Source organism: Sunxiuqinia sp., assembly GCF_055140945.1.
The window spans coordinates 44240-64669 of sequence record NZ_JBSQYS010000014.1; the positions used below are offsets into that span (position 1 = coordinate 44240).

A 20430-nucleotide genomic window follows, 5' to 3' on the forward strand; every position below is an offset into this window, starting at 1 on the left:
TCGTTCTGTTTTTTCCGGAATAAGCTATTCCATGGTGTTCATGTCTGAAATTTCTATTATCTCCGGTTTCTTGATTTTTTCCTGAAGTGTTTGGAAAACAACGTACATAGCCGGGATGACAAGAATTCCGATCAATGTTCCGACCAGCATACCTCCGGCGGCACCAACACCAATGGAACGGTTACCGTTGGCTCCAACGCCTCCGGCAAGCACCAATGGGATTAGCCCGAAAATAAACGCAAAGGAGGTCATCAGGATAGGCCGTAAACGGGCCGTTGCTCCTTCCACTGCCGATTGAATGATTGACATTCCGGCCATGCGTCTTTGCAAGGCGAACTCAACAATCAGGATCGCGTTTTTGGCTAAAAGACCAATCAGCATGATTAATGAAATCTGTAGGTAGATATTATTATCCACTCCCATTATTCTGGCAAAAATGAAAGAACCGGCAATCCCAATTGGCAATGAGATTAGGATGGAAAGCGGTAGTATGTAACTTTCATATTGTGCTGCCAACAAGAAATAAACGAAGATTAGACAAAGGATGAATATGAATACCGTTTGGTTTCCTGAAGCTATTTCCTCTCGGGTCAGTCCGGAAAATTCGTAGGTATAACCGGGTGGCAGTGTTTCTGCCGCAACCTCTTCAACCGCGTTAATTGCATCACCAGTACTGAAACCGGCATTCGGAGAACTGTTTACCGAAATTGAAGTATACATGTTGAACCTGGTGATGTTTTCAGGTCCGTATACTCTGCTCAAAGTAACGAATGAAGTGATGGGTGCCATTTCGCCGTTGGAAGTTCGCACCATAATATTATTCAGATCCTCCGGGTTGCCACGATAACTTGGACCCGCTTGTAGCATGACACGATATTGTTTTCCAAAACGGTTAAAATCGGATGCATAATATCCACCAATATACCCCTGCAGGACAGAGAGCACCGTACTGGTTGTGATGCCTGACTGCATACACTTAGCGACATTAACATCAACTTGAAACTGAGGAAACCGGGTATTAAAAGAAGTCATTGCATATTGCATCTCTGGGCGCTGGTTAAGTGCTCCAAGAAATTTTTGTGCGATTCCTTCGAATTTTTGGATATCTCCACCCGTTTTATCCTGCAACTGGAGCTCAACACCTCCTGAGATACTGAATCCAGGAACCATTGGTGGCTTAATAAAAAGAATGCGAGCATCTTTGATCTGAGAAGTAGCTCCGTAAAGCCTATTGATGACACTATTTATATCTTGGCCTTCACCTTTTCTTTCTTCAAATGGTTTCAGGTCACAGAACATCATTCCGTAGGAACCACCCTGACCACTGATAAGCGAACGGCCAACAATCGTTGATCTTCCTTCTATTTCAGGCGTTTCAGCTAATATCCGGTCGACTTGTTGGACAACCTCTCTTGTTTGTTCCGCTGAAGTTGCAGGAGGCATGCTAATGTCAACAATCATGATTCCGGTATCTTCAGAAGGTACAAAACTTGTGGGGGTTGTTCTGACCAGGTAAAGGAGTCCAGCGGAAAAAATAATAATCAGTCCAAAGGACAACCATTTTCTGACCATAAAGAAGTGAGTGGTCTTTTTATACTTTTCTGTCATTGCATCGAATGCTACGTTAAACGACGCATAGAAACGTTGCATTAAACCCGCATTGTGAAGTTTGCTCTCGCTATGAGGCTTTAAGAAAATGGCACATAGAGCCGGACTTAGTGTCAATGCATTTACGGCCGACAAAACAATCGCCACGGCCAGTGTAATCCCGAATTGTTTATAGAAAACTCCGGTTGTTCCGGTAATGAAAGTCACCGGAATAAATACCGCAGCCATAACCAACGTAATGGAAACAATTGCTGTGGAGATTTCGCTCATGGCTGATACCGCTGCTTCTTTGGCATTTTTAGCTCCCTGATCCAGCTTGGCATGCACGGCTTCGACCACTACAATGGCGTCGTCGACCACAATCCCAATGGCAAGCACCAAGGCGAATAATGTCAGTAGGTTAATGGTAAAACCAAAAACATTTAGGAAGAAAAATGTACCAATAATTGCCACAGGAACTGAAATTGCAGGAATCAGTGTTGCCCGGAAATTTTGCAAGAAAATAAACACAACGATGAATACCAGCACAAAGGCCTCGAGTAAAGTGCTGATTACTTTCTCGATAGACGCATCCAGGAAGTCATTGGCATTAATTAAAACATGATATTTTACTCCTTCAGGAAATGTTTCTGCTACATTGTCCAGTACTTTTTGAACTTCAACGTTAACCTCACGAGCATTTGAGCCCGGTGATTGAAAAATTGCCATGGCAATACCCGGTTGGCCCATTGCCTCGGTGGATGAAGCATAGCTTAAAGAGCCCATCTCTACTTTTGCTACGTCACTAAGGCGAAGGATATTCCCGTCTTGATCTGCCTTTATGATGATGTTTTCAAACTCTTCAGGCATTGACAATTTCCCCTTGTACTTCAGCACATATTCAAAGGTTTGGTTGTTTTGTTCTCCAAACTTTCCGGGAGCTGCTTCCAGGTTTTGCGCATTCAGTGCGGCAACAACGTCGGACGGCATTAAATTGTAAGTTGCCATCATGTCGGGTTTTAACCAAATCCGCATGGAATAGTCTTTTGAACCAAAAACCAAGGCTTGGCCAACTCCACTTACACGTTGAATTTGAGGGAGCAAGTTAATTTGACTGTAGTTTTGTAGGAATGTCTCGTCGTATCTGCCATCCTCGCTATACATCGAGAATACCATCAACATACTATTTTGCCGTTTGGCTGTAATTACCCCTGCACGGTTTACTTCGGCTGGCAATAAGCTGGTAGCTCGTGCTACTCGGTTTTGCACATTTACAGCTGCCATATCGGCATCGGTGCCTTGCTTAAAATATACCTGAATAGTTGCGACCCCGTTATTGCTGGCAGTTGAAGACATGTAAGTCATGTTTTCTACCCCGTTGATTTGTTCTTCGAGGGGGGTAATAACACTTTTGAGCACTGTTTCGGCATTGGCACCGGTATAGGATGTCGAAACCTGAATGGTTGGCGGAGCGATGTCCGGATATTGTTCAATAGGCAGGCTGGTTAATCCCAGTACTCCTAGAATGACAATAATAATTGATATGACCGATGATAGGATTGGCCTTTCTATAAACTTTCTGAACATGATTTTTTGCTGATTTTAGTTTTCTACCTGATTCGCTGAAGTGCTGCTTTGAGCTGAATTTGTGTTTTCAACGAGTTCCGGTTTTACTGGTGTTCCATCGCGAAGCGTTGCCACGCCTTCAACAACAACCTGATCGCCTTTTTGTAATCCGGAAGTTACTACGTACTGATCCTTCAGGTTTCCTGTTAATACGCTAATTTCAGTGTTCTTCACTTTGTTATCTTTTCCAACAATGTATACAAAGTGTTTGCCTTGCAATTCATAGGTTGCTTTTTGAGGAACCAGGAGAACAGAGTCAAGATGTTGAGGAATGCTAACCCTACCGCTGCTGCCGTTTCTCAACATACCGTCGCCATTAGGAAAAGACGCACGAATATTTACAGCTCCGGTTTGTTGATCGACTAATCCGCTGGCAGTTTGTATGTTCCCTTTTTCTGAGTAAGGAGTGTTATCAGCTAAAATTAGAGAAACCTTCGGCATGTTTTCAAACTTTTTCTGAAGGTTGTCTCCCTCAAGACTTTTTGTCAATTGCAGAAAATCTTTTTCATTCATTGAAAAATAAGCATACATGCTTGATGTGTTTGAAACAGTTGTTAATGGTTGGGCAATGCTGCTGCTCACCAGGCTTCCGACACGGTACGGAAAAGTTCCGATAGTTCCGCTTGCAGGACTTTTGATAACAGTGTACTGCAAATTAGCTTTTGAATTTTCGAGGTTGGCTTTTGCTTGTGCCAACTGTGCTTTTGCCGATTCCAGCGTTGCCTCGGACGACTTCAGATCATACGCGCTGATAATGCTTTTTTCAACCAGCGGTTTGGTTTTTCCAAGGTTAATTTCTGCGGTGCTCACCTGTGCTTCGGCAACTTTTACTTGTGCTTCAGCCGAACGGACCTGCGCCTGGATATCCTGGGCGTTGATGCGAAATAGTACCTGACCTTTATTCACATACGCACCTTCGTCAACCAGAATATTTTCAATGTAGCCAGCAATTCGCGGACGAATTTCTACAGTCTGTTGTCCTTCCAGGGCTGCTGGGTACTGTTTGTTCAAGGTAACAGCCCCTGGTTTCACGGCAATAACCTTGTATTCTCTGGCTTGTTGTGCTTGGCCTACACCGTTTGCTCCCTGCTTTTGTGAGCAGGAAACGGAGGCGAACATCAGTAAAATGAAACTTAAGTTTCTGATTTGTCTAATTGTTTTCATGTTTCTATTGCTTGTTACTTGTATTTAGTTGATTTTATCAACAGCACCACTGATCTTCTTCCAATCCACTATTTTCCTGAATGGTTTGTAGCACTTTAAAAAAGGAATTAACTTCTGTTTCACTCAGTCCGGCTAAAAGCTCATCCGATAGGTTTCGCGATATCTCTTTTGCTTCCAATAGGAGCTCATATCCTTTTTGTGTCAATATGAGATTTTTTTTACGTTTGTCGATTTTATCGGGTAACCGAACAACAATCCGTTTATCGAGCAAGGTGTTTACTTGCCTTAAAACTATCGACTTGTCTCTTTGTAGCTGATTTGATAAATCTTGTTGCGTTACATCTTCTCGATTATATAGTTGCAACAAAATTAGAAAGAAGTCCAAGCTCAGGTCGATGTTGTTTGCTTTAAACTTTGACGTTAATTTATGTTTGAATATTCGCATGGTTTGACCAAGCAAGTATCCTAATGGTTTTGGTAATTGCATTTTTGTAAATTTATGACGCAAAGTTAGAAATACATTAGTTGACTTCGTCAACTAATTGGGTTAATTAAACGTTAATAGAGGAGTTTGGTGTCTTAATTTGTTGATTCTGTGGCTCTTTTTGCTCTTTATTTTATTGATGATTAAAAAAAGCAGACGAATTTTACTAAAAAAGTGTCTTTTGAATAAAGATTGTTTTAGGGCTGCGCAAAATGCTATTGTCAGTTTTGTGTTTAACTAATGATTCAAAGAAACAATACCAAGATATTTATCGAATTTACAACCAGATCATTGTTCGGAATAGCAGCTTTGATAATAAGACATTTACATGACATAAAGCCTTTCAGGTGCTGTTGCTAAAGCAAATACTCACCGAGCTAATTCATGGTTATCGTTGCAATTCTGTTGATTTTTTTAATATCTTTGAGCCGAAATCGAATGTACTTGTTAATAGCAAGTATGTTAGTAGCAAGCTGGGGATTCGTTGATTTATCAACACACCACAATTCCCGGTGAGCTCATGGTTTATTAGGTTTAGTTGGTTTAGGTTAGTTCCCGAGAGATCGGGACGGAAAAGGCAGTCAGAGGACTGCCTTTTTATTTGGTAGGAAATGTGGTTATGAAAGATAAAGCTGCCAGCTTAGGTTCTCGAGCTCAAACGGAAAAGGAGCTTAATGAGATTCATCATTCATCCTTAATTAGTTAGTTTTAACCATTTATCCGGATTTATTCTGATAAATTTGGCTAAGGCAGTTTTTCAGGTTGTGACGACCGCCATTTTCGGTAGCCCAATAAATAATAGCATTTGGGGCTAGAATTTGATGACAGAAATCTTCACCGTTGATTTCATTTCCATCGGAATTTCCTGTTCTTTTTGAGTTTGTGGATTGGTCATTTTCATAAGCATCGAAATATCTTGGGAGAGATCAGACGAGCTCACCATGCCATCTTCAGAATTGATTTTCATTTCGCCATTTTGTTTGCCGGTCATGTCCATTTCCATCTTCATCCCCCCTTGTTCAATGGGTGAACTGGAGCTGAAATCTGAGTTTACATCTAGCGTTATTTTATCATCTTCAATGTCTGTCACCGTAAAGTGCATATCAAAATTCATATTCATAAAATCTTTCAACTGCTGAGTTGAATTCCACGTATCGCCAACTGATACTTTATCTTCAGGAAAATAGCTAAACGTTTTACTGAAGTTGGACTTAAATGCTTCCTTGTCTGAAAACATTTGTAGCATTCCTTTTAGTTGCGGATTTTGGCCAAATGCATTGTTGAAACTTTCGAATCCCTCTATATCAACAACTTCTCCGCGTGAGGTGATTTCCATTTTAAGCTCAACTGTCGTCATGCCTTTCAGCATGCTTGAGGCAGGATTGTCGTCGTCAGGATTATCGGTGTTAAATGACATGGTTTGTCCCATGGTTTCCATGTCCATTCTTATTGATTTGTATTGATAAGTGAGCATGAAATTTTTGTTTGGAAGCACATCGGCAACAGTCATAGAAGTAACCATTTGCATTTTCTGATCCATTTTCATTTGTTGCCCCATCATTTCCTGATCCATATGGTTATCCATGTTCATGGTCATTTCGTAAACGGCACCTTTTTCAAGGTTTAATCGAAGGAGTTTTTTTGTTTTTGCCTGAGTTGAAAACGAAAAAAACAGACTGACAATAATTAGTAACAGGGTGGCTTTTGAGATTTTCATAAACTGAATTTTTGATTTTTTTTGATAAAAATAGATTATGCAAAGCTAAAACACAATAGTATGAACGAAAAATAACGGTGTTTTTCAAAATTCAATATCTGGAACTTTTATTCGAAGATTGATAAATTTTCGGTGAATGACCGAAAATGAAGGATGGGTAGTTAGTTTTTGCTAATTTCGTCTAAAACAGCTTTTGCTGATAAAATGGATTTTATTTGATCAAAGCTCAGGCTGAGCTTATCTTTTTTCTCCTTCATTTTGCACTTGGAGGGGTTTTGCTGAACGAATTGGAGCACTTTGGTAAAAGCTGGCGATTGGTAGTAGTCGGACTGCTGATTGGATACAAAGTAGCAGATCATCTTTTTGTTTTTCAGGATGATACGTTCAATCCCAATTTCGATAGCCACCCAGCGCAAACGAACGACTTCCAACAGTTCTTGGCTGGCTTTGGGTAGTTTGCCAAAACGGTCGATCAAGCCCAATTCAAATTGTTGTAATGCGTCCTCGGTTTCCATATTATCCAGCTCGCGGTATAGCAGCATCCGCTCCGAAATACTCTGGATGTATTGGTCTGGAAACAGTAATTCCATGTCAGTATCAATCTGGCAATCGTTAACAAATTGGTTTTGTAAAAAGGCCTGCCCGGCATCTTTTTGTTCATCTTTAAACAGTTCCTGATATTCGCCTTGCTTAAGTTCCTGCATCGCTTCGTTCAGGATGCGGTGGTAAGTTTCGTAACCAATGTCGGCAATAAAACCACTTTGTTCGGCACCCAACAGATTTCCTGCACCACGAATATCAAGATCGCGCATGGCAATGTTGAAACCACTTCCCAGCTCCGAGAATTCTTCAATCGCCCTCAGTCGTCGGCGGGCTTCTGGGCTTAATGTTGATAGTGGAGGTGCCAGTAAATAGCAAAAGGCCTTTTTATTAGAACGGCCCACGCGTCCACGCAATTGATGCAAATCGCTTAAGCCAAAGTTTTGTGCATGATTGATGATGATTGTATTCGCATTCGGAATATCCAGCCCAGACTCAATAATAGTTGTGGCAATTAGCACATCGTACTCGCCATTGATAAAGTCGAGCATAATTTTCTCCAGCTTTGGACCATCCATTTGGCCGTGACCAACAACAGTCTTTACTCCCGGGACCATTCGTTTGATGGTGGCTTCAACTTCAAGAATATTTTGCACCCGGTTGTGGATGAAAAATACTTGTCCGTTTCGAGCAACTTCGTAGTTGATTGCTTCGCGGATCACTTCTTCGTTAAACCCATGCAGCTCGGTAATAATTGGGTAGCGGTTGGGTGGAGGTGTTTGTATGATGGATAAATCCCGCGCACCCATCAATGAGAATTGCAGTGTTCGAGGAATAGGTGTAGCTGTTAGCGTCAGCGTATCGACATTCACCTTTAGCTGTTTCAACTTCTCCTTGACCGAAACGCCAAACTTTTGCTCTTCATCAACAACCAGTAATCCGAGGTCTTTAAACTTCACATCTTTCCCAATCAGGCGGTGGGTTCCAATTAAGATGTCAATATTGCCGGCAGCAACTTCACGCAATACCTTTTTAACTTCGGCTGTAGGCCGCAACCGACTCACATACTCAATGCGGGCCGGGAAGTCTTTTAAGCGCTCCAAAAAGGTTTTGTAATGCTGCAAAGCCAGGATTGTAGTCGGCACAAGTATAGCCACCTGCTTGCTGTCGGCCACAGCTTTAAATGCGCCACGCACCGCGATTTCCGTTTTTCCGAACCCAACATCCCCGCAAACCAGTCGGTCCATTGGCATTTCGCGCTCCATGTCTTCTTTGAGTGCCACAGTCGCTTTCATTTGGTCGGGCGTATCTTCATAAATAAAAGATGCTTCCAGCTCATTTTGCAGGTACGAATCAGGCGAAAAAGCGAAGCCTTTTTCTTTTCTTCGTTCCGCATAAAGGGCAATCAAATCTTTGGCAATGTCCTTCACCTTTTTCTTGGTGCGGTCTTTCATTTTTTGCCACGCACCAGTTCCCAGTTTGTTAATTTTGGGCTCAACTCCGTCTTTACCCTTATATTTTGAAATACGATGTAGCGAATGGATGCTAACAAACAGCACATCACTGTCGCGATAAACCAGGCGAATGGCTTCTTGCATTTTGCCGTTTACCTCGGTTTTTACCAAGCCTACGAATTTTCCAATTCCATGATCAATATGCACCACATAATCACCTTGATGCAGTTTGTTAAGCTCCTTTAGCGAGATGCTTTCTTTTTGAGGCTTTCGTGTTTTTAGTTTGAAACGGTGGTAGCGCTCAAAAATCTGGTGATCGGTATAACAGCATATTTTTAAATCATGATCAATGAAGCCTTCATGCAGGGTGAAATAGAGGTCGGTAAATTCAACATCCAGGTTTTGATCTTTAAAAATAGCATGCAGCCGCTCAATTTGTTTTTCGCTGGCCGAGTGTATGAAATTAGTGTATCCTTCAGCTGAATTTTTCTGTAGATTTTGGGCTAACAGTTCGAAGTTTTTGTTGAAAACCGGTTGTGGTGAGTTGTTAAACTCGAACTCCAGCGGTGTGTTAAAGTAGTTGCTTGGACCGGCTTCCAGACATGTGAATTCTTTCAGTTTTGTAAGAAAATCACTACCGGAAATTACCTGAGTGATTAACTTCTCCGGTAAATCTTTGTTGGTTATTGTTTGCTGATAAATCTGATCGATTAAATCGCCAACCAATGACACATCTTTGATGTAGATGCTCGTTTTTTCAGGAATGAAATTCAGGAAATTATCTCTTTTTTCTTCTGTAAGTCCATCCTGAATATTGGGAATAATAACAATTTTTTTGAGCTGTTCTTTTGAGATTTGGTTCTCAATATCAAAGCTTCGAATACTGTCGACTTCGTCTCCAAAAAAATCAAGTCGATACGGATCTTCATGAGAAAAGGAATAAATGTCGACTAAGCTTCCCCTGATGGAATACTGTCCCGGCTCAACAACGAAATCAACCCGCTCAAATCCATATTCAAAAAGGACATCATTTAAAAAGTCAATCGATAACTTGTCGTTTTTATGTACCGGAAAACTATTTGAATCCAGTCCTTCGCCGGAGATCACTTTTTCTACTAAGGCTTCCGGATAGGTAACGATGCTGATGTGATTTTCGCTGTGCAGCTGATTTAGCACTTCGGTTCGCAGAATGATGTTTTCCTGCTCAATTGCATTGTATTGTACCGATTTCTTATACGAACTTGGAAAAAAGAACAGGGGGGAGTTCGTATTCAAATTAGCCAGATCATCATAGAAATAGGCCGCTTCTTCTTTGTCATTCAATATAAAAACAAGCGGCTGGATATGCTTTTCTGCTATTAACGATGCCAGTACTGTTTGCGACGAGCCAACAAGCCCCGACAGGTGGATTTTTTCACCCGGGGTACTCATCTTTTTCAGCATGGGTTGAATAACCTCAAGCTTTCCAAATATTTTTTTAAAATGCTGTAATTCCAATATTCTAAAAAATTTCGAACAAAGATAGAGAATAGTTTTTTCTTGACTTGATGTTTTCTTTTTTAATGTGTTTTGCCGAAGTAAAAAATGGAATGAGTTTGCAATTGCTGCTGACGAGCTCTATTTATCGTCATGGTTGACAATGTTTTTTTTGTATTTGATTACTTGCTAACTTTTCGGAATGAAAAAACAGAAAACAAAAATAGGCATCGCGCTTAGCGGTGGCGGAGCGCTGGGGATTGCCCACCTGGGTGTTTTACAGGCTCTCGAAGAGAATGGAATTATACCTGATGAGATTTCAGGAACAAGCATGGGAGCTTTGGTGGGCGTTTTATATGCTGCCGGAACTTCGCCGCTTGAAATATTGAGAGAGATAAAACGTCGTAAAATTTATCGGATAGTTAGTTGGAAATTGCCTTCGAATGGTTTTTTTGAAATGGGGAAAGTGGAGAGTATCTTGAAGGAGTTTGTTGGTGATCAGGATTTCAAATCACTAAACAAGAGATTCTACTGTGCTGTTACAAACTTGAATAGCGGAGAGTATGAAGTGATTTCGGAGGGGCAGCTGATTCCGTATGTATTGGCATCAGCTTCAATTCCGTTATTATTTGAACCACAAGTTGTTAATGAACAAACCTATGTGGATGGTGGCCTTTTAAATAATTTACCGGTAGAGCCTTTGGTCGGAAAGGTGGATGTTCTTATTGGAGTACATGTAACTCATGTCGGTCAGATTGATGGAATAAGGGGAATGAAGCAAATTTCGGAACGGTGTTTGCGAATTGTTATAGGACAAAGTTCACAGTCGAAACTCGAGTTGTGCCACTTTTTGCTCGAACCGGAGAAACTGGATGGCTACAGTCCAATGGATTTCGCTAAAGCAGATGAAATATACCAAATAGGCTATAACGAAACGAAGATGCAAATGGAGGAAATTCAACGACTTTGTCATAAATAATAACACATTGTGGAAGTTTATCCCCAAAATGCAATATATAGTCGCTGGTGGATAGAGCAACTAACAAGAAAGTGTTTTAACTTTGATTAAAAATAATCTGATCATGAAGAAACTAATTTTTATAATCGCAGTCGTATTTTTGGCCTCGTGCCAACAAAAGAAAATTGATCGCATGCAAGAAGTGCAGGATAGTTTGAGAACCGTAGCTGAAGCAAAGGATTCTACAATCAATGATTTTGTCGGATCGATGAATGAGATTCAGACTAATTTAGACTCCATTAAAAAGCTGGAAGAAATTGTTAATCTGGAGTCGTTAAATAATGCTGAGCCAAAAGTAAGCGACAAGAAAAAAATTCTGAATGACATTAAGCTGATTTCTGATTTACTGATAAGAAATAAGGAATTGGTTGAAAGTCAAAAGAAAAAGCTAGGTAACTCGGGTTACCGGATTAATGAAATGCAACGTATGCTTGATATGATGACTACCCAGTTGGAAGAGAAAGACGATCAAATTGCAGAACTGAGAATGGCTCTCGAGAAAATGGACATTGATGTTTCTGAGTTGACTAAAGATTTGGTTGAAGCCCAGGAAAAAGCTGAAATTCAGTCGAAAGAAATTAAAGAAAAGGCGGAAGTGATCGATATTCAAACCACCGAGTTAAATACGGGATATTATGTTTTTGGAACGGATGATGAGCTGGTGGAGAATGGAATCGTTGAAAAGACGGGTGGTTTTTTAGGCCTGGGACGTACGTTGAAATTTCGTAAGGATTTTAACCCGGACTTATTTACAAAAATAGATATCCGTAATGTCACTGAAATTAGTTTGAATGCAAAAAAAGCACATGTCGTTACAACTCATCCGGCAGGAAGCTTCGATCTGGTTGGTGAAGACCCGGTTGAAAAATTGGTCATCAATAATCCTGATCGATTTTGGCGAACAAGCAAATACTTAGTGATAGAAGTAAAATAAAAGAAAAGGAGCGTTTCGCTCCTTTTTTGATATTCGTTAACTCAAGGTAGAGATGAATCAGGATTTTAAGAACTGGATAAAGCAATTGCCGGCTTCCGAGCGAATGCCATTACTGTTTATTGGTCATGGAAATCCAATGAACGCGATTATGGATAATGAATACCGAAGGAGCTGGCAGGAGCTGGGAAACAGCTTGGTGACTCCGCAAGCGATATTGTGCATTTCGGCACACTGGCTTACGCGCGGCACTGCTGTTACGGCTATGACGAATCCAAAGACCATTCATGATTTTGGTGGGTTTCCAAAGGAACTTTTTGAACAACAATATCCGGCTTCGGGAGATCCTGATTTGGGCAATCGGATTCAACAGATGAGCAAAAGTCATCAGGTATCGGTTGATTTTGATTGGGGATTGGATCATGGTGCCTGGTCGGTGCTCAAACCAATGTTTCCGTTGGCCAATGTGCCGGTTGTGCAGCTTAGTATCGATTATTATCAACCAATTCAATACCACTACGAGTTAGCAAAGGAGTTGAAGCAACTTCGGGAAAAAGGAGTGCTAATTGTAGGAAGTGGAAATCTGGTACATAACCTGGGGCAAATGTCAGCGGCTGGAAAAGTCTATGATTGGGCGTTGGAGTTCGATCAACAGTTGGCTAAAATGATAAAACAGGGTAATGATAATGAAGCGATGAACTTTCAAAAGTGGGGAGAGCTAAGTTCTTTAGCTCATCCTACGTTTGATCATTTGCTACCGCTTTTTTATGTTCTTGGGATGAAATATGCTGATGAACAAGCTCGCTTTTTTAACGAAACGTTCGATTTAGGATCGGTGTCAATGCGCTCCATTGTTTATGCAAAAGAATGACTTCGTGTATGATTGAAAAAAAACTACTTGTTGAATTCCATTCGTTTACCTCTTACCTGCTTATCAATATGACCACGGTCGTAGGCTAATTGTCCGTTTACAAAAACTTTTGAAACCTGATGGCTAAACTCAGTTCCTTCAAAAGGAGACCAGCAGCATTTGTATAAGATATTTTCGGGACAAACCGTCCACTTTTTATCAGGATTAACTAAAACCAGGTCAGCATAGTAGCCTTCGCGGATATAGCCACGGCGGTCAATACGAAAGAGGTCTGCAGGAGTGTGGCACATTTTCTCAACCACTTTCTCAACTGATATTTTCCCTTGTTTCACAAATTCCAGCATGGCGGTTAACGAATGTTGTACCAAAGGGCCTCCTGATGGAGCTTGAAAATAGGCGTGTGATTTTTCATCTAGCGTATGTGGAGCGTGGTCGGTTGCAATCACATCAATCTTGTCAGCCAGTAACGCTTCCCAAAGTGCAGCCCGATCTTGTGCCGATTTTACTGCCGGATTCCACTTGATTCGTGTACCGTAAGCGATGTAGTCTTTTTCTTCAAACCAAAGGTGGTGAACACAAACTTCGGCTGTTATTCTCTTGTCTTTTACCGGGCCAGCTTCGAAAAGCTGCATCTCATCAGCAGTGGTTAGATGAAGCACGTGCAATCGGGCTCCGTATTTTTTTGCCAACTCTACCGCTTTTGATGATGATTTAAAGCAAGCCTCGGCACTTCGTATTTTTGGGTGTCTTGATATTGGCACAATCTGGCCATACTTCTGACGATAGATTTCGGTGTTTTGTTTGATGATTTCTTCGTCTTCACAATGCGTGGCAATAAGTGTCGGAGCGTTTTTGAAAATCTCGGCTAAAGTCTGCTCGTCATCAACCAACATGTTGCCGGTTGATGAACCCATGAAAACTTTTACACCACAAACCTGGGTTGGATCAGTTTTCAGAACTTCGTCCAGGTTGTCGTTGGTTGCACCCATGTAAAACGAATAGTTAACAGCTGAAACTTCGGCTGCGCGAGCATATTTTTTTGCCAGTTCTTCCTGTGTTGTTGCTTGTGGTTTTGTGTTTGGCATTTCCATATACGACGTAATACCTCCGGCCAATGCTGCTGCCGATTCTGTCGCAATTTCGCCTTTATGGGTGAGTCCTGGTTCGCGAAAATGCACTTGGTCATCAATGGCTCCCGGGATTAATAATTTTCCACTTCCGTCAATCACTGTTGCTTCTCGGAGCACACTATCAGGAACTACCTCTTCCTTGAAGACCCGCTTAATCAATTCATCTTCAATTAAAATACTGCCGTTGAACTGGATTCCTTCGTTAATGATGGTTGCATTATGGATTAGCGTCTTCATGATGATTGGTTTTGATTGCCCTTTAAATTACGAAACAAAAATTGAAAAGGCTACATTTCTGCAGCCTTAAAATCGTTATAAATAATCGCTATGTTGAGTGATTTGTTCAATCTTTATTAGTTGAAATAGTTTATCTTTTTGTTTTTAAGCTTGGTAGGGTGGATATTTTCTGAACCAGCTCCTAATTTTCATTTTCAATATTCCCCACAGTGCTTCGTTGAAAATTCCACCACTCATTTTTGATGTGCCCTCTTGCCGCTCGGTAAAAATAATTGGCACTTCGATAATCTTAAACCCATGTTTCCAGGCTGTAAACTTCATCTCAATCTGAAAACCATAACCTTTCAGGTGAATGTTGTCGAGATCGATCGTCTCAAGCACTTTTTTGGTGTAGCACTTAAAACCGGCTGTTGTGTCCATCACTTTCAAGCCGGTGATAAACCGCACATAAACAGAGGCAAAGTACGACATGAGGACCCGCCCCAATGGCCAGTTAATTACATTGATACCTTTAATGTATCGCGAGCCGATGGCAAGGTCTGCACCCTGTTCTGTGCAGGCTTTATAAAGATTCTCTAAATCTTCAGGAGGATGCGAGAAGTCGCAATCCATCTCAAAGATGTATTCGTAGTCGCGCTCCAAGGCCCATCTGAATCCGGTTAGATAGGCTGTGCCTAATCCTAACTTACCTTTTCTTTCCAGAATATGGAGCTTGTCTTTAAATTCCTGTTGGAGATTTTTAACAATTGCTGCTGTTCCATCAGGAGAGCCATCTTCTATTATCAGAATATTAAACGGGGTTTGCAGTGAAAATACCGTTCGGATCATTTTCTCTACATTCTCTTTCTCATTGTAGGTGGGAATAATTACCAGATTCTTCATTCGATCTCAACTAATTATGTGTGTGACTGCGAAAATACAGAAATTACTGAAGTATGACTTATTATTTTTTCAGAATGAACATTTCTTTGGGAAAGTTTTGATTTTAAGACAAGAAGGTCTTGTTAAAAGAATATTAATATGATTGTGTTTTGGGTGATGCATAGCATGTGTGTCCGTATTATTTGCAATTTTGTAACAAAATGAAGGAATAGTTTCCTGAAACAAGGCAAAAAGAAAGTTGATGGAGTTTAAGTGTAAAAAAGCGGGTAGCGAATGTTATGGTTTAAAGGAGCTTGTTTTGCTCTCGGAAATCAGTCAGCGACTGATTCAAAGCAAGGAGCTGAAGCATGACTTATCATCGGTGCTGGAATTGTTGGTTCGCCACCTCGGAGCCGAAAGAAGCTTGCTGACCATTTTTAACCGAAAAAACTCGAAGATTTATATTGAGTCGGCATACGGATACAGTTCGGCTCAGCAGGCACGAGGCAAATATAAGTTGGGAGAAGGAATCATTGGTCGGGTGGTTGAGTTATCCAGGCCTGTCATTATTGAAAAAATTTCCAAATCAAGTTTATTTTTAAACCGTACACAGCAAGAGCTAACCTCGAAAGATGGTGAAGAATTGAGCTTTGTGTGCGTGCCAATTATTGAAGATGCAAAAGTAACCGGGACATTGAGTCTGGTAAGAAAATATAACCCATTCATTACCAATGATGAGGATTTAAACCTGTTGTCCATCGTTGGGAGTCTGGTTTCTCAGGTTGTTCGTTCAAAGCAAGAGCGTATTGAAGAAGTTGAGTTGCTTCGCCAAAAAAACCAAGAGCTTCAAAACCAGTTGAAGGGAGATAATCCAAACATGAATATGGTTGGAAATTCAGCCAAAATGAAGGATGTTTACTCCTTAATCAATATGGTGGCTGAAACCAATTCCACAGTACTTATTCGCGGAGAGAGTGGTATTGGAAAAGAGTTGGTTGCCGATGCTATCCACTACATGAGTAAACGAGAGAAAAAGAGTTTTATAAAAGTAAACTGCTCTGCCTTGCCTGATAGTTTGATTGAAAGTGAACTGTTTGGACATGAAAAAGGAGCATTTACTGGTGCCGATAGCCGACGAAAAGGACGCTTTGAACTGGCAGATGGTGGTACTATTTTTTTGGATGAGATTGGAGATATTCCTTTATCGACCCAAGTTAAAATTTTGCGTATTATTCAGCAACGGGAATTTGAACGCCTGGGTGGTACCGAAACGATTAAAGTGGATGTGAGAATCGTTGCTGCTACCAACCGTAATTTAGAAGAGATGATCGACGAAGGGGATTTTCGAGAAGATTTATTTTATCGGATCAATGTGTTCCCCATTTTTATACCGCCTTTACGCGAGCGTAGGAATGATATCCCGATGCTGGTTGATCATTTTATCGATAAATTCAATAAACGGAACGACACTCAGATTAAGCGAATTACGACATCGGCCCTGAATATGTTGATGGTTTATTCGTGGCCGGGAAACATTCGGGAGCTCGAAAACTGTATTGAGCGCTCTTGCATTTTAAGTACTGATAATGTCATTCATAGTTACAATTTGCCACCTTCGCTACAAACAGCCGATTCTACAAATACCCGCTCCAGAGGTGGATTAACTTACACCGTGGAGCAAGTTGAAAAGCAGTTGATTCGTGAGGCATTAACTTCAACAAAAGGAAATATTGCCAAGGCTGCCGAAGGCTTAAAAGTAACTGAGCGGATGTTGGGCACCCGATTGAAGAAGTATGAAATTGATGCCTGGCGTTTTAAAGTCTGATTGGGGAGAAGCAATTGCCCGGAAAAATTTGATGACGCAAAGTGAATGATAAAACTCAATTTGATTCGTTGGGCTTTTTGTTGAAAAATAGTTTGTTAAGTCTCTTCAAAGTTTGAAATTTGCGTGAGTTGATTCACTTATTATTACAATTCAATCATGAATTTATCTTTCGTTATTGTTGATTTGTCTAAAGAGCTTCACCAGAAACAACTGATTCGGTTGTTGGATTTATACATGCGCGACGAAATGGGGAATAACGCTCCGATGTCTGAGGAGCTTGCTCCAAAAATACTAAATGGATTAAAAGGTTATTCCGCATATTTAGGATTTTTTGCTCTGGTTGATGGCCAGTTTGCAGCTTTGGCTAATTGCAATCAGAATTTCTCAACCTTCAAAGCAAAGCCGCTGATTAATATTCATGATTTTGTTGTGCATCCTGATTTTAGAGGAAAAGGGGTTGGCAAATTCTTGTTAGATGCAATTGCCGATTACGGCAAGGATAATGGCTTTTGCCGGGTGAACCTGGAAGTGAGGCATGACAATGAAAAGGCACAAAGACTCTATCAGAAAGCTGGCTTTAATGAATGTCAACCACCGATGTATTTTTTAGAAAGGTTCGTGTAATCCTCTTTTTTCCATGATCTCATTGTATTGCGATAAAGTGATGACATCCGGATAGTGAAAGTTTACTTCGCCACATGAGTATTGAAAAGGTTTGTAGCTTGAGCTTCTGGGATCTAAATAAAACCCCGTATGAATTGCTTTGCAGGATATATCCGGGTTCTCTTTGAAGAATGGATATTTGCGATCTTTCTTCTTGTCATGGTTTGCTGTTTTTTTTATTCTTGGATCCAGGCTTTCTTCTCCTCTTTCCCTAACAACAAAATAGAAGTTTGGCCCACAGGAAATTAGTAGCAAAAGAATGAGGCTGAGTGACCAGGGTTTAATTTTCATTTTGGTTTTTTTGACCCTGCGTCAAAATTTAAGCCATTATCGCAGTGCAAAGTTTAGCGCAAAAAGAAATGCGGCCTCTTTTTGAGATAACCGCATTGGAATTCATCTGTTTAAGTCTTTTTTATCTTATCTCAACCGGATAATTAAAATCTTTTGCTCCGGCATCAAGTACTATCTGATACGCTCCTGCTTCAAGTTTTGATAAGTTTAGTCCTTCGTTTACCGAAAATGAATCATCCAATGCCTTGTTGAAAATAAGATCATTCCCCTCATAAATCTTCAGCTTCACTTTTTCTCCAGGAAAATTCAAGTACGCCACTCGAACGATGTTGTTGTCTGAGTCGAACGCAAAAAATGGTTTTTGTGTCAATTGTTTTTCACCAATATTCACGACCTCGTCCGAAACTGAGAACTGGTGTTCGGTAACTAAATCGTTACTGGCAACAATTAAATTGTAAGTTCCCGGCTGGTATGCCGAAAGGTCGTAAACATGCTGGTACTTGTCTGATGTTGATTCTTGTTGATTGTAGTATACAATTTCGCCTTTTTTGTTTTGGATGGTAATTTCCAATACGGCGTTGTTCGCATGTTCAATTTCAAGTAACGCATTTTTACCTTCCATGGCTTTCATTTCAATCTTCGGGAGTTCCCGTGCGCTGGCAAAATCTGACATCATTGTCGTTGTGACCAATGCGCAAAGTAGTTTTGTAAATATCTTCATGTGTTTGGTGTTTAATGTTAATAAATAGAGCTCTGACTTTTGGCTTTGTGGTGAATGAAAATTAATATGAGTCGGGTTATTGATGTTAAAAAAGTTGTCCTGAGGACATCAGGACAACTAATTCTATTGTTGGTCTCATATTATTTTACATTAAATACGAAAAAATTGTGTTGTAATCCAGTCAATTGCTCTATTGTCAACTGCTTGGTATCTGCTGTTGCAATTACTTGCTAACAGAATAGTCATAGGTTTCGTTTCCTGAAGCCAGAACAATATTGTAATATCCTGATTCCAGTTTAGAAAGATCAAGTCCTTCATTTACAGAGAATGAGTTTTTCAGTGCTTTTGTGTACACTAACTCTCCTTCATTGTAGATGTACAGGCTTGTATTTTCGCCTTCGTGGTTTAAGAATGCGATACGTAAAACATCTTCGTTGTACGAGAAGACTGGTGCTACGAGTGTTTTTTCTTTTCCAACTTCAATTGCTCCGTGATTGATTGCAAATTCACGTTCTCCTTTTACATCGTCAAGACTAACGATTAGCTTATAGTTGCCGGTTTCTAACTTCGAAAAGTCATAAACTTTACGATAGTCGGCCACATCGCCTTCGGTTTCTTTGAAGTATACAACATCTCCTTGTGCATCTTCAATGCTGATTTGAAATTTAGATTCAATGTTGTTCGAAATTGCAACAACAGCACGATCTTCACTTAACGGTAAAATGTTGACACGCAAGTTTCCCGTTGCAAGGGCAATATTTGCAATAACTGTTAATGCAAACATCATGGTAATTGTTCTAATTGTTTTCATAGTTTTGAATTTTAATAATGAATTACTGACACAAATGTAAGGTGTTTTACAGCATGTGCTGTAAAACATGCGTTAACGGTAGGTTAAATTTGTGTTGTCGGACATATAGAGATTGCCTATGGCTAGATTGGGGTTCTCTAAGACTAGTGTGCATTGAGGTCTTGAAATGCGATGTCGCCATTATCAAATATCGTGCCTAAATGTAGTTGTGGTTTTAAATTTAGTTTAAATAGATGGACATAAAAATTTTACAATTATTAGATGGAGCTCAACAAGCGAATGGGCTAACAGTAATTATAGATGTATTTCGGGCCTTTTCAGTGGCCTGTTATGCATTTGACCGGGGAGTTATTAAGATTTTTCCTGTGGGGGGAATTGATTTTGCTCATCAATTAAAACAGCAAAACCCAGACTATATCCTTGTTGGAGAACGCAACGAGCAGAAGCCTGAAGGGTTCGATTTTGGGAATTCGCCATCGCAAATCATTCAGGGTGATCTTGAACAGAAAGTGATGGTGCATACCACAAGTAGCGGAACCCAGGGGATTGTGAATGCTACAAATGCAGGAGAGGTAATAACCGGAAGTTTTGTCAACGCAGGAGCCATTATTAAATACATCCAGAAAAGGCAACCTGAAACAGTTTCGCTGGTGTGCATGGGGTATGCCTGTAAATATCCGACGGATGAAGACACTTTTTTGGCGGAATATATTAAAGCTAAGCTAGAGGGTGAGTCGATTGATTTTGAAGGGATGGTCGAAAAGTTGAGAGTTGGTGCCGGAGCGCGGTTTTTCGTTCCCGGGAAACAGAGTTGGGCTCCTTCTGCTGATTTTGATCTTTGCCTGGATTTGGATCGGTTTAACTTCGTTTTAAAAGTTGATCGTGAAAATGACTTGTTTTTCTTGAAAAAACTTGAACTTTAAGATCGCTTACGTTTTATAAGTAGTGCGAATAATTTAGTGTCATGTTTCGAGTCTTTAACAATTTGTGATAGAAGCGAAACCGAAAATATCAAATAGGTCC

At 40.5% G+C, this 20430-nt stretch carries 16 protein-coding genes; 6 read left to right on the forward strand and 10 right to left on the reverse strand.

Annotated features, from left to right (window positions below; all coding sequences use genetic code 11):
* Positions 1-24: 24 nt before the first annotated feature.
* The 5 genes from ACTB00_RS08615 to mfd all read right to left on the reverse strand — a co-directional run bounded on the left by ACTB00_RS08615 (position 25) and on the right by mfd (position 10069).
* Positions 25-3174, reverse strand: coding sequence for an efflux RND transporter permease subunit (locus tag ACTB00_RS08615; protein ID WP_463299508.1), 3150 nt, complete (start codon positions 3172-3174; stop codon positions 25-27).
* Positions 3175-3189: 15 nt separating this feature from the next.
* A complete protein-coding gene (locus ACTB00_RS08620) occupies positions 3190-4377 on the reverse strand; it encodes an efflux RND transporter periplasmic adaptor subunit (protein ID WP_463299509.1) in 1188 nt (395 codons plus the stop codon).
* Positions 4378-4414: 37 nt separating this feature from the next.
* Complete coding sequence (locus ACTB00_RS08625; RefSeq protein ID WP_463299510.1) at positions 4415-4864, reverse strand: MarR family winged helix-turn-helix transcriptional regulator; 450 nt, start codon at positions 4862-4864, stop codon at positions 4415-4417.
* 808 nt (positions 4865-5672) lie between these two features.
* On the reverse strand, positions 5673-6578 hold the full coding sequence (locus ACTB00_RS08630; RefSeq protein WP_463299511.1) for a DUF6263 family protein: 906 nt from the start codon (positions 6576-6578) through the stop codon (positions 5673-5675).
* A gap of 161 nt (positions 6579-6739) precedes the next feature.
* A complete protein-coding gene (mfd, locus tag ACTB00_RS08635; RefSeq protein ID WP_463299512.1) occupies positions 6740-10069 on the reverse strand; it encodes a transcription-repair coupling factor in 3330 nt (1109 codons plus the stop codon).
* 181 nt (positions 10070-10250) lie between these two features.
* Here mfd and ACTB00_RS08640 point away from each other — a divergent pair, with 181 nt between their 5' ends.
* From ACTB00_RS08640 to ygiD, 3 genes are all read left to right on the forward strand, one after another.
* Entirely contained in the window at positions 10251-11027 is a 777-nt protein-coding gene (locus ACTB00_RS08640) for a patatin-like phospholipase family protein (protein WP_463299513.1), read from the forward strand.
* A gap of 103 nt (positions 11028-11130) precedes the next feature.
* Positions 11131-12000 carry a coiled-coil domain-containing protein gene (locus ACTB00_RS08645; protein WP_463299514.1) on the forward strand — a complete coding sequence of 290 codons (870 nt, stop codon included), beginning with the start codon at positions 11131-11133 and terminating at the stop codon, positions 11998-12000.
* Between the two features lie 52 nt (positions 12001-12052).
* A complete protein-coding gene (ygiD, locus tag ACTB00_RS08650; RefSeq protein ID WP_463299515.1) occupies positions 12053-12868 on the forward strand; it encodes a 4,5-DOPA-extradiol-dioxygenase in 816 nt (271 codons plus the stop codon).
* A 23-nt stretch (positions 12869-12891) separates the two neighbouring features.
* Here the strand turns inward: ygiD and ACTB00_RS08655 are convergent, their stop codons facing one another.
* Together ACTB00_RS08655 and ACTB00_RS08660 are read right to left on the reverse strand one after the other, a co-directional pair.
* Positions 12892-14235, reverse strand: a complete 1344-nt coding sequence (locus tag ACTB00_RS08655) for a dihydroorotase (RefSeq protein ID WP_463299516.1) — start codon at positions 14233-14235, stop codon at positions 12892-12894.
* A gap of 144 nt (positions 14236-14379) precedes the next feature.
* Positions 14380-15117 carry a polyprenol monophosphomannose synthase gene (locus ACTB00_RS08660; protein ID WP_159517613.1) on the reverse strand — a complete coding sequence of 246 codons (738 nt, stop codon included), beginning with the start codon at positions 15115-15117 and terminating at the stop codon, positions 14380-14382.
* A 241-nt stretch (positions 15118-15358) separates the two neighbouring features.
* Here ACTB00_RS08660 and ACTB00_RS08665 point away from each other — a divergent pair, with 241 nt between their 5' ends.
* Entirely contained in the window at positions 15359-16921 is a 1563-nt protein-coding gene (locus tag ACTB00_RS08665; RefSeq protein WP_159517612.1) for a sigma-54 interaction domain-containing protein, read from the forward strand.
* Positions 16922-17077: 156 nt separating this feature from the next.
* On the forward strand, positions 17078-17545 hold the full coding sequence (locus ACTB00_RS08670) for a GNAT family N-acetyltransferase (RefSeq protein WP_463299517.1): 468 nt from the start codon (positions 17078-17080) through the stop codon (positions 17543-17545).
* Here the strand turns inward: ACTB00_RS08670 and ACTB00_RS08675 are convergent.
* From ACTB00_RS08675 to ACTB00_RS08685, 3 genes are all read right to left on the reverse strand, one after another.
* The gene (locus tag ACTB00_RS08675) at positions 17528-17875 is read right to left on the reverse strand and encodes a hypothetical protein (protein ID WP_463299518.1); all 348 of its coding nucleotides are present in this window, start codon (positions 17873-17875) and stop codon (positions 17528-17530) included. The genes ACTB00_RS08670 and ACTB00_RS08675 overlap by 18 nt on opposite strands.
* Positions 17876-17996: 121 nt before the next feature.
* Complete coding sequence (locus ACTB00_RS08680; RefSeq protein WP_463299519.1) at positions 17997-18596, reverse strand: DUF3244 domain-containing protein; 600 nt, start codon at positions 18594-18596, stop codon at positions 17997-17999.
* Between the two features lie 223 nt (positions 18597-18819).
* A complete protein-coding gene (locus ACTB00_RS08685; protein WP_463299520.1) occupies positions 18820-19407 on the reverse strand; it encodes a hypothetical protein in 588 nt (195 codons plus the stop codon).
* Positions 19408-19640: 233 nt separating this feature from the next.
* On the opposite strand from ACTB00_RS08685, the gene ACTB00_RS08690 reads away from it, so the two are divergent.
* Positions 19641-20330 (forward strand): 2-phosphosulfolactate phosphatase, encoded by a 690-nt coding sequence (locus tag ACTB00_RS08690; protein WP_463299521.1) that lies wholly within the window; start codon positions 19641-19643, stop codon positions 20328-20330.
* The last annotated feature ends 100 nt before the right edge of the window (positions 20331-20430 follow it).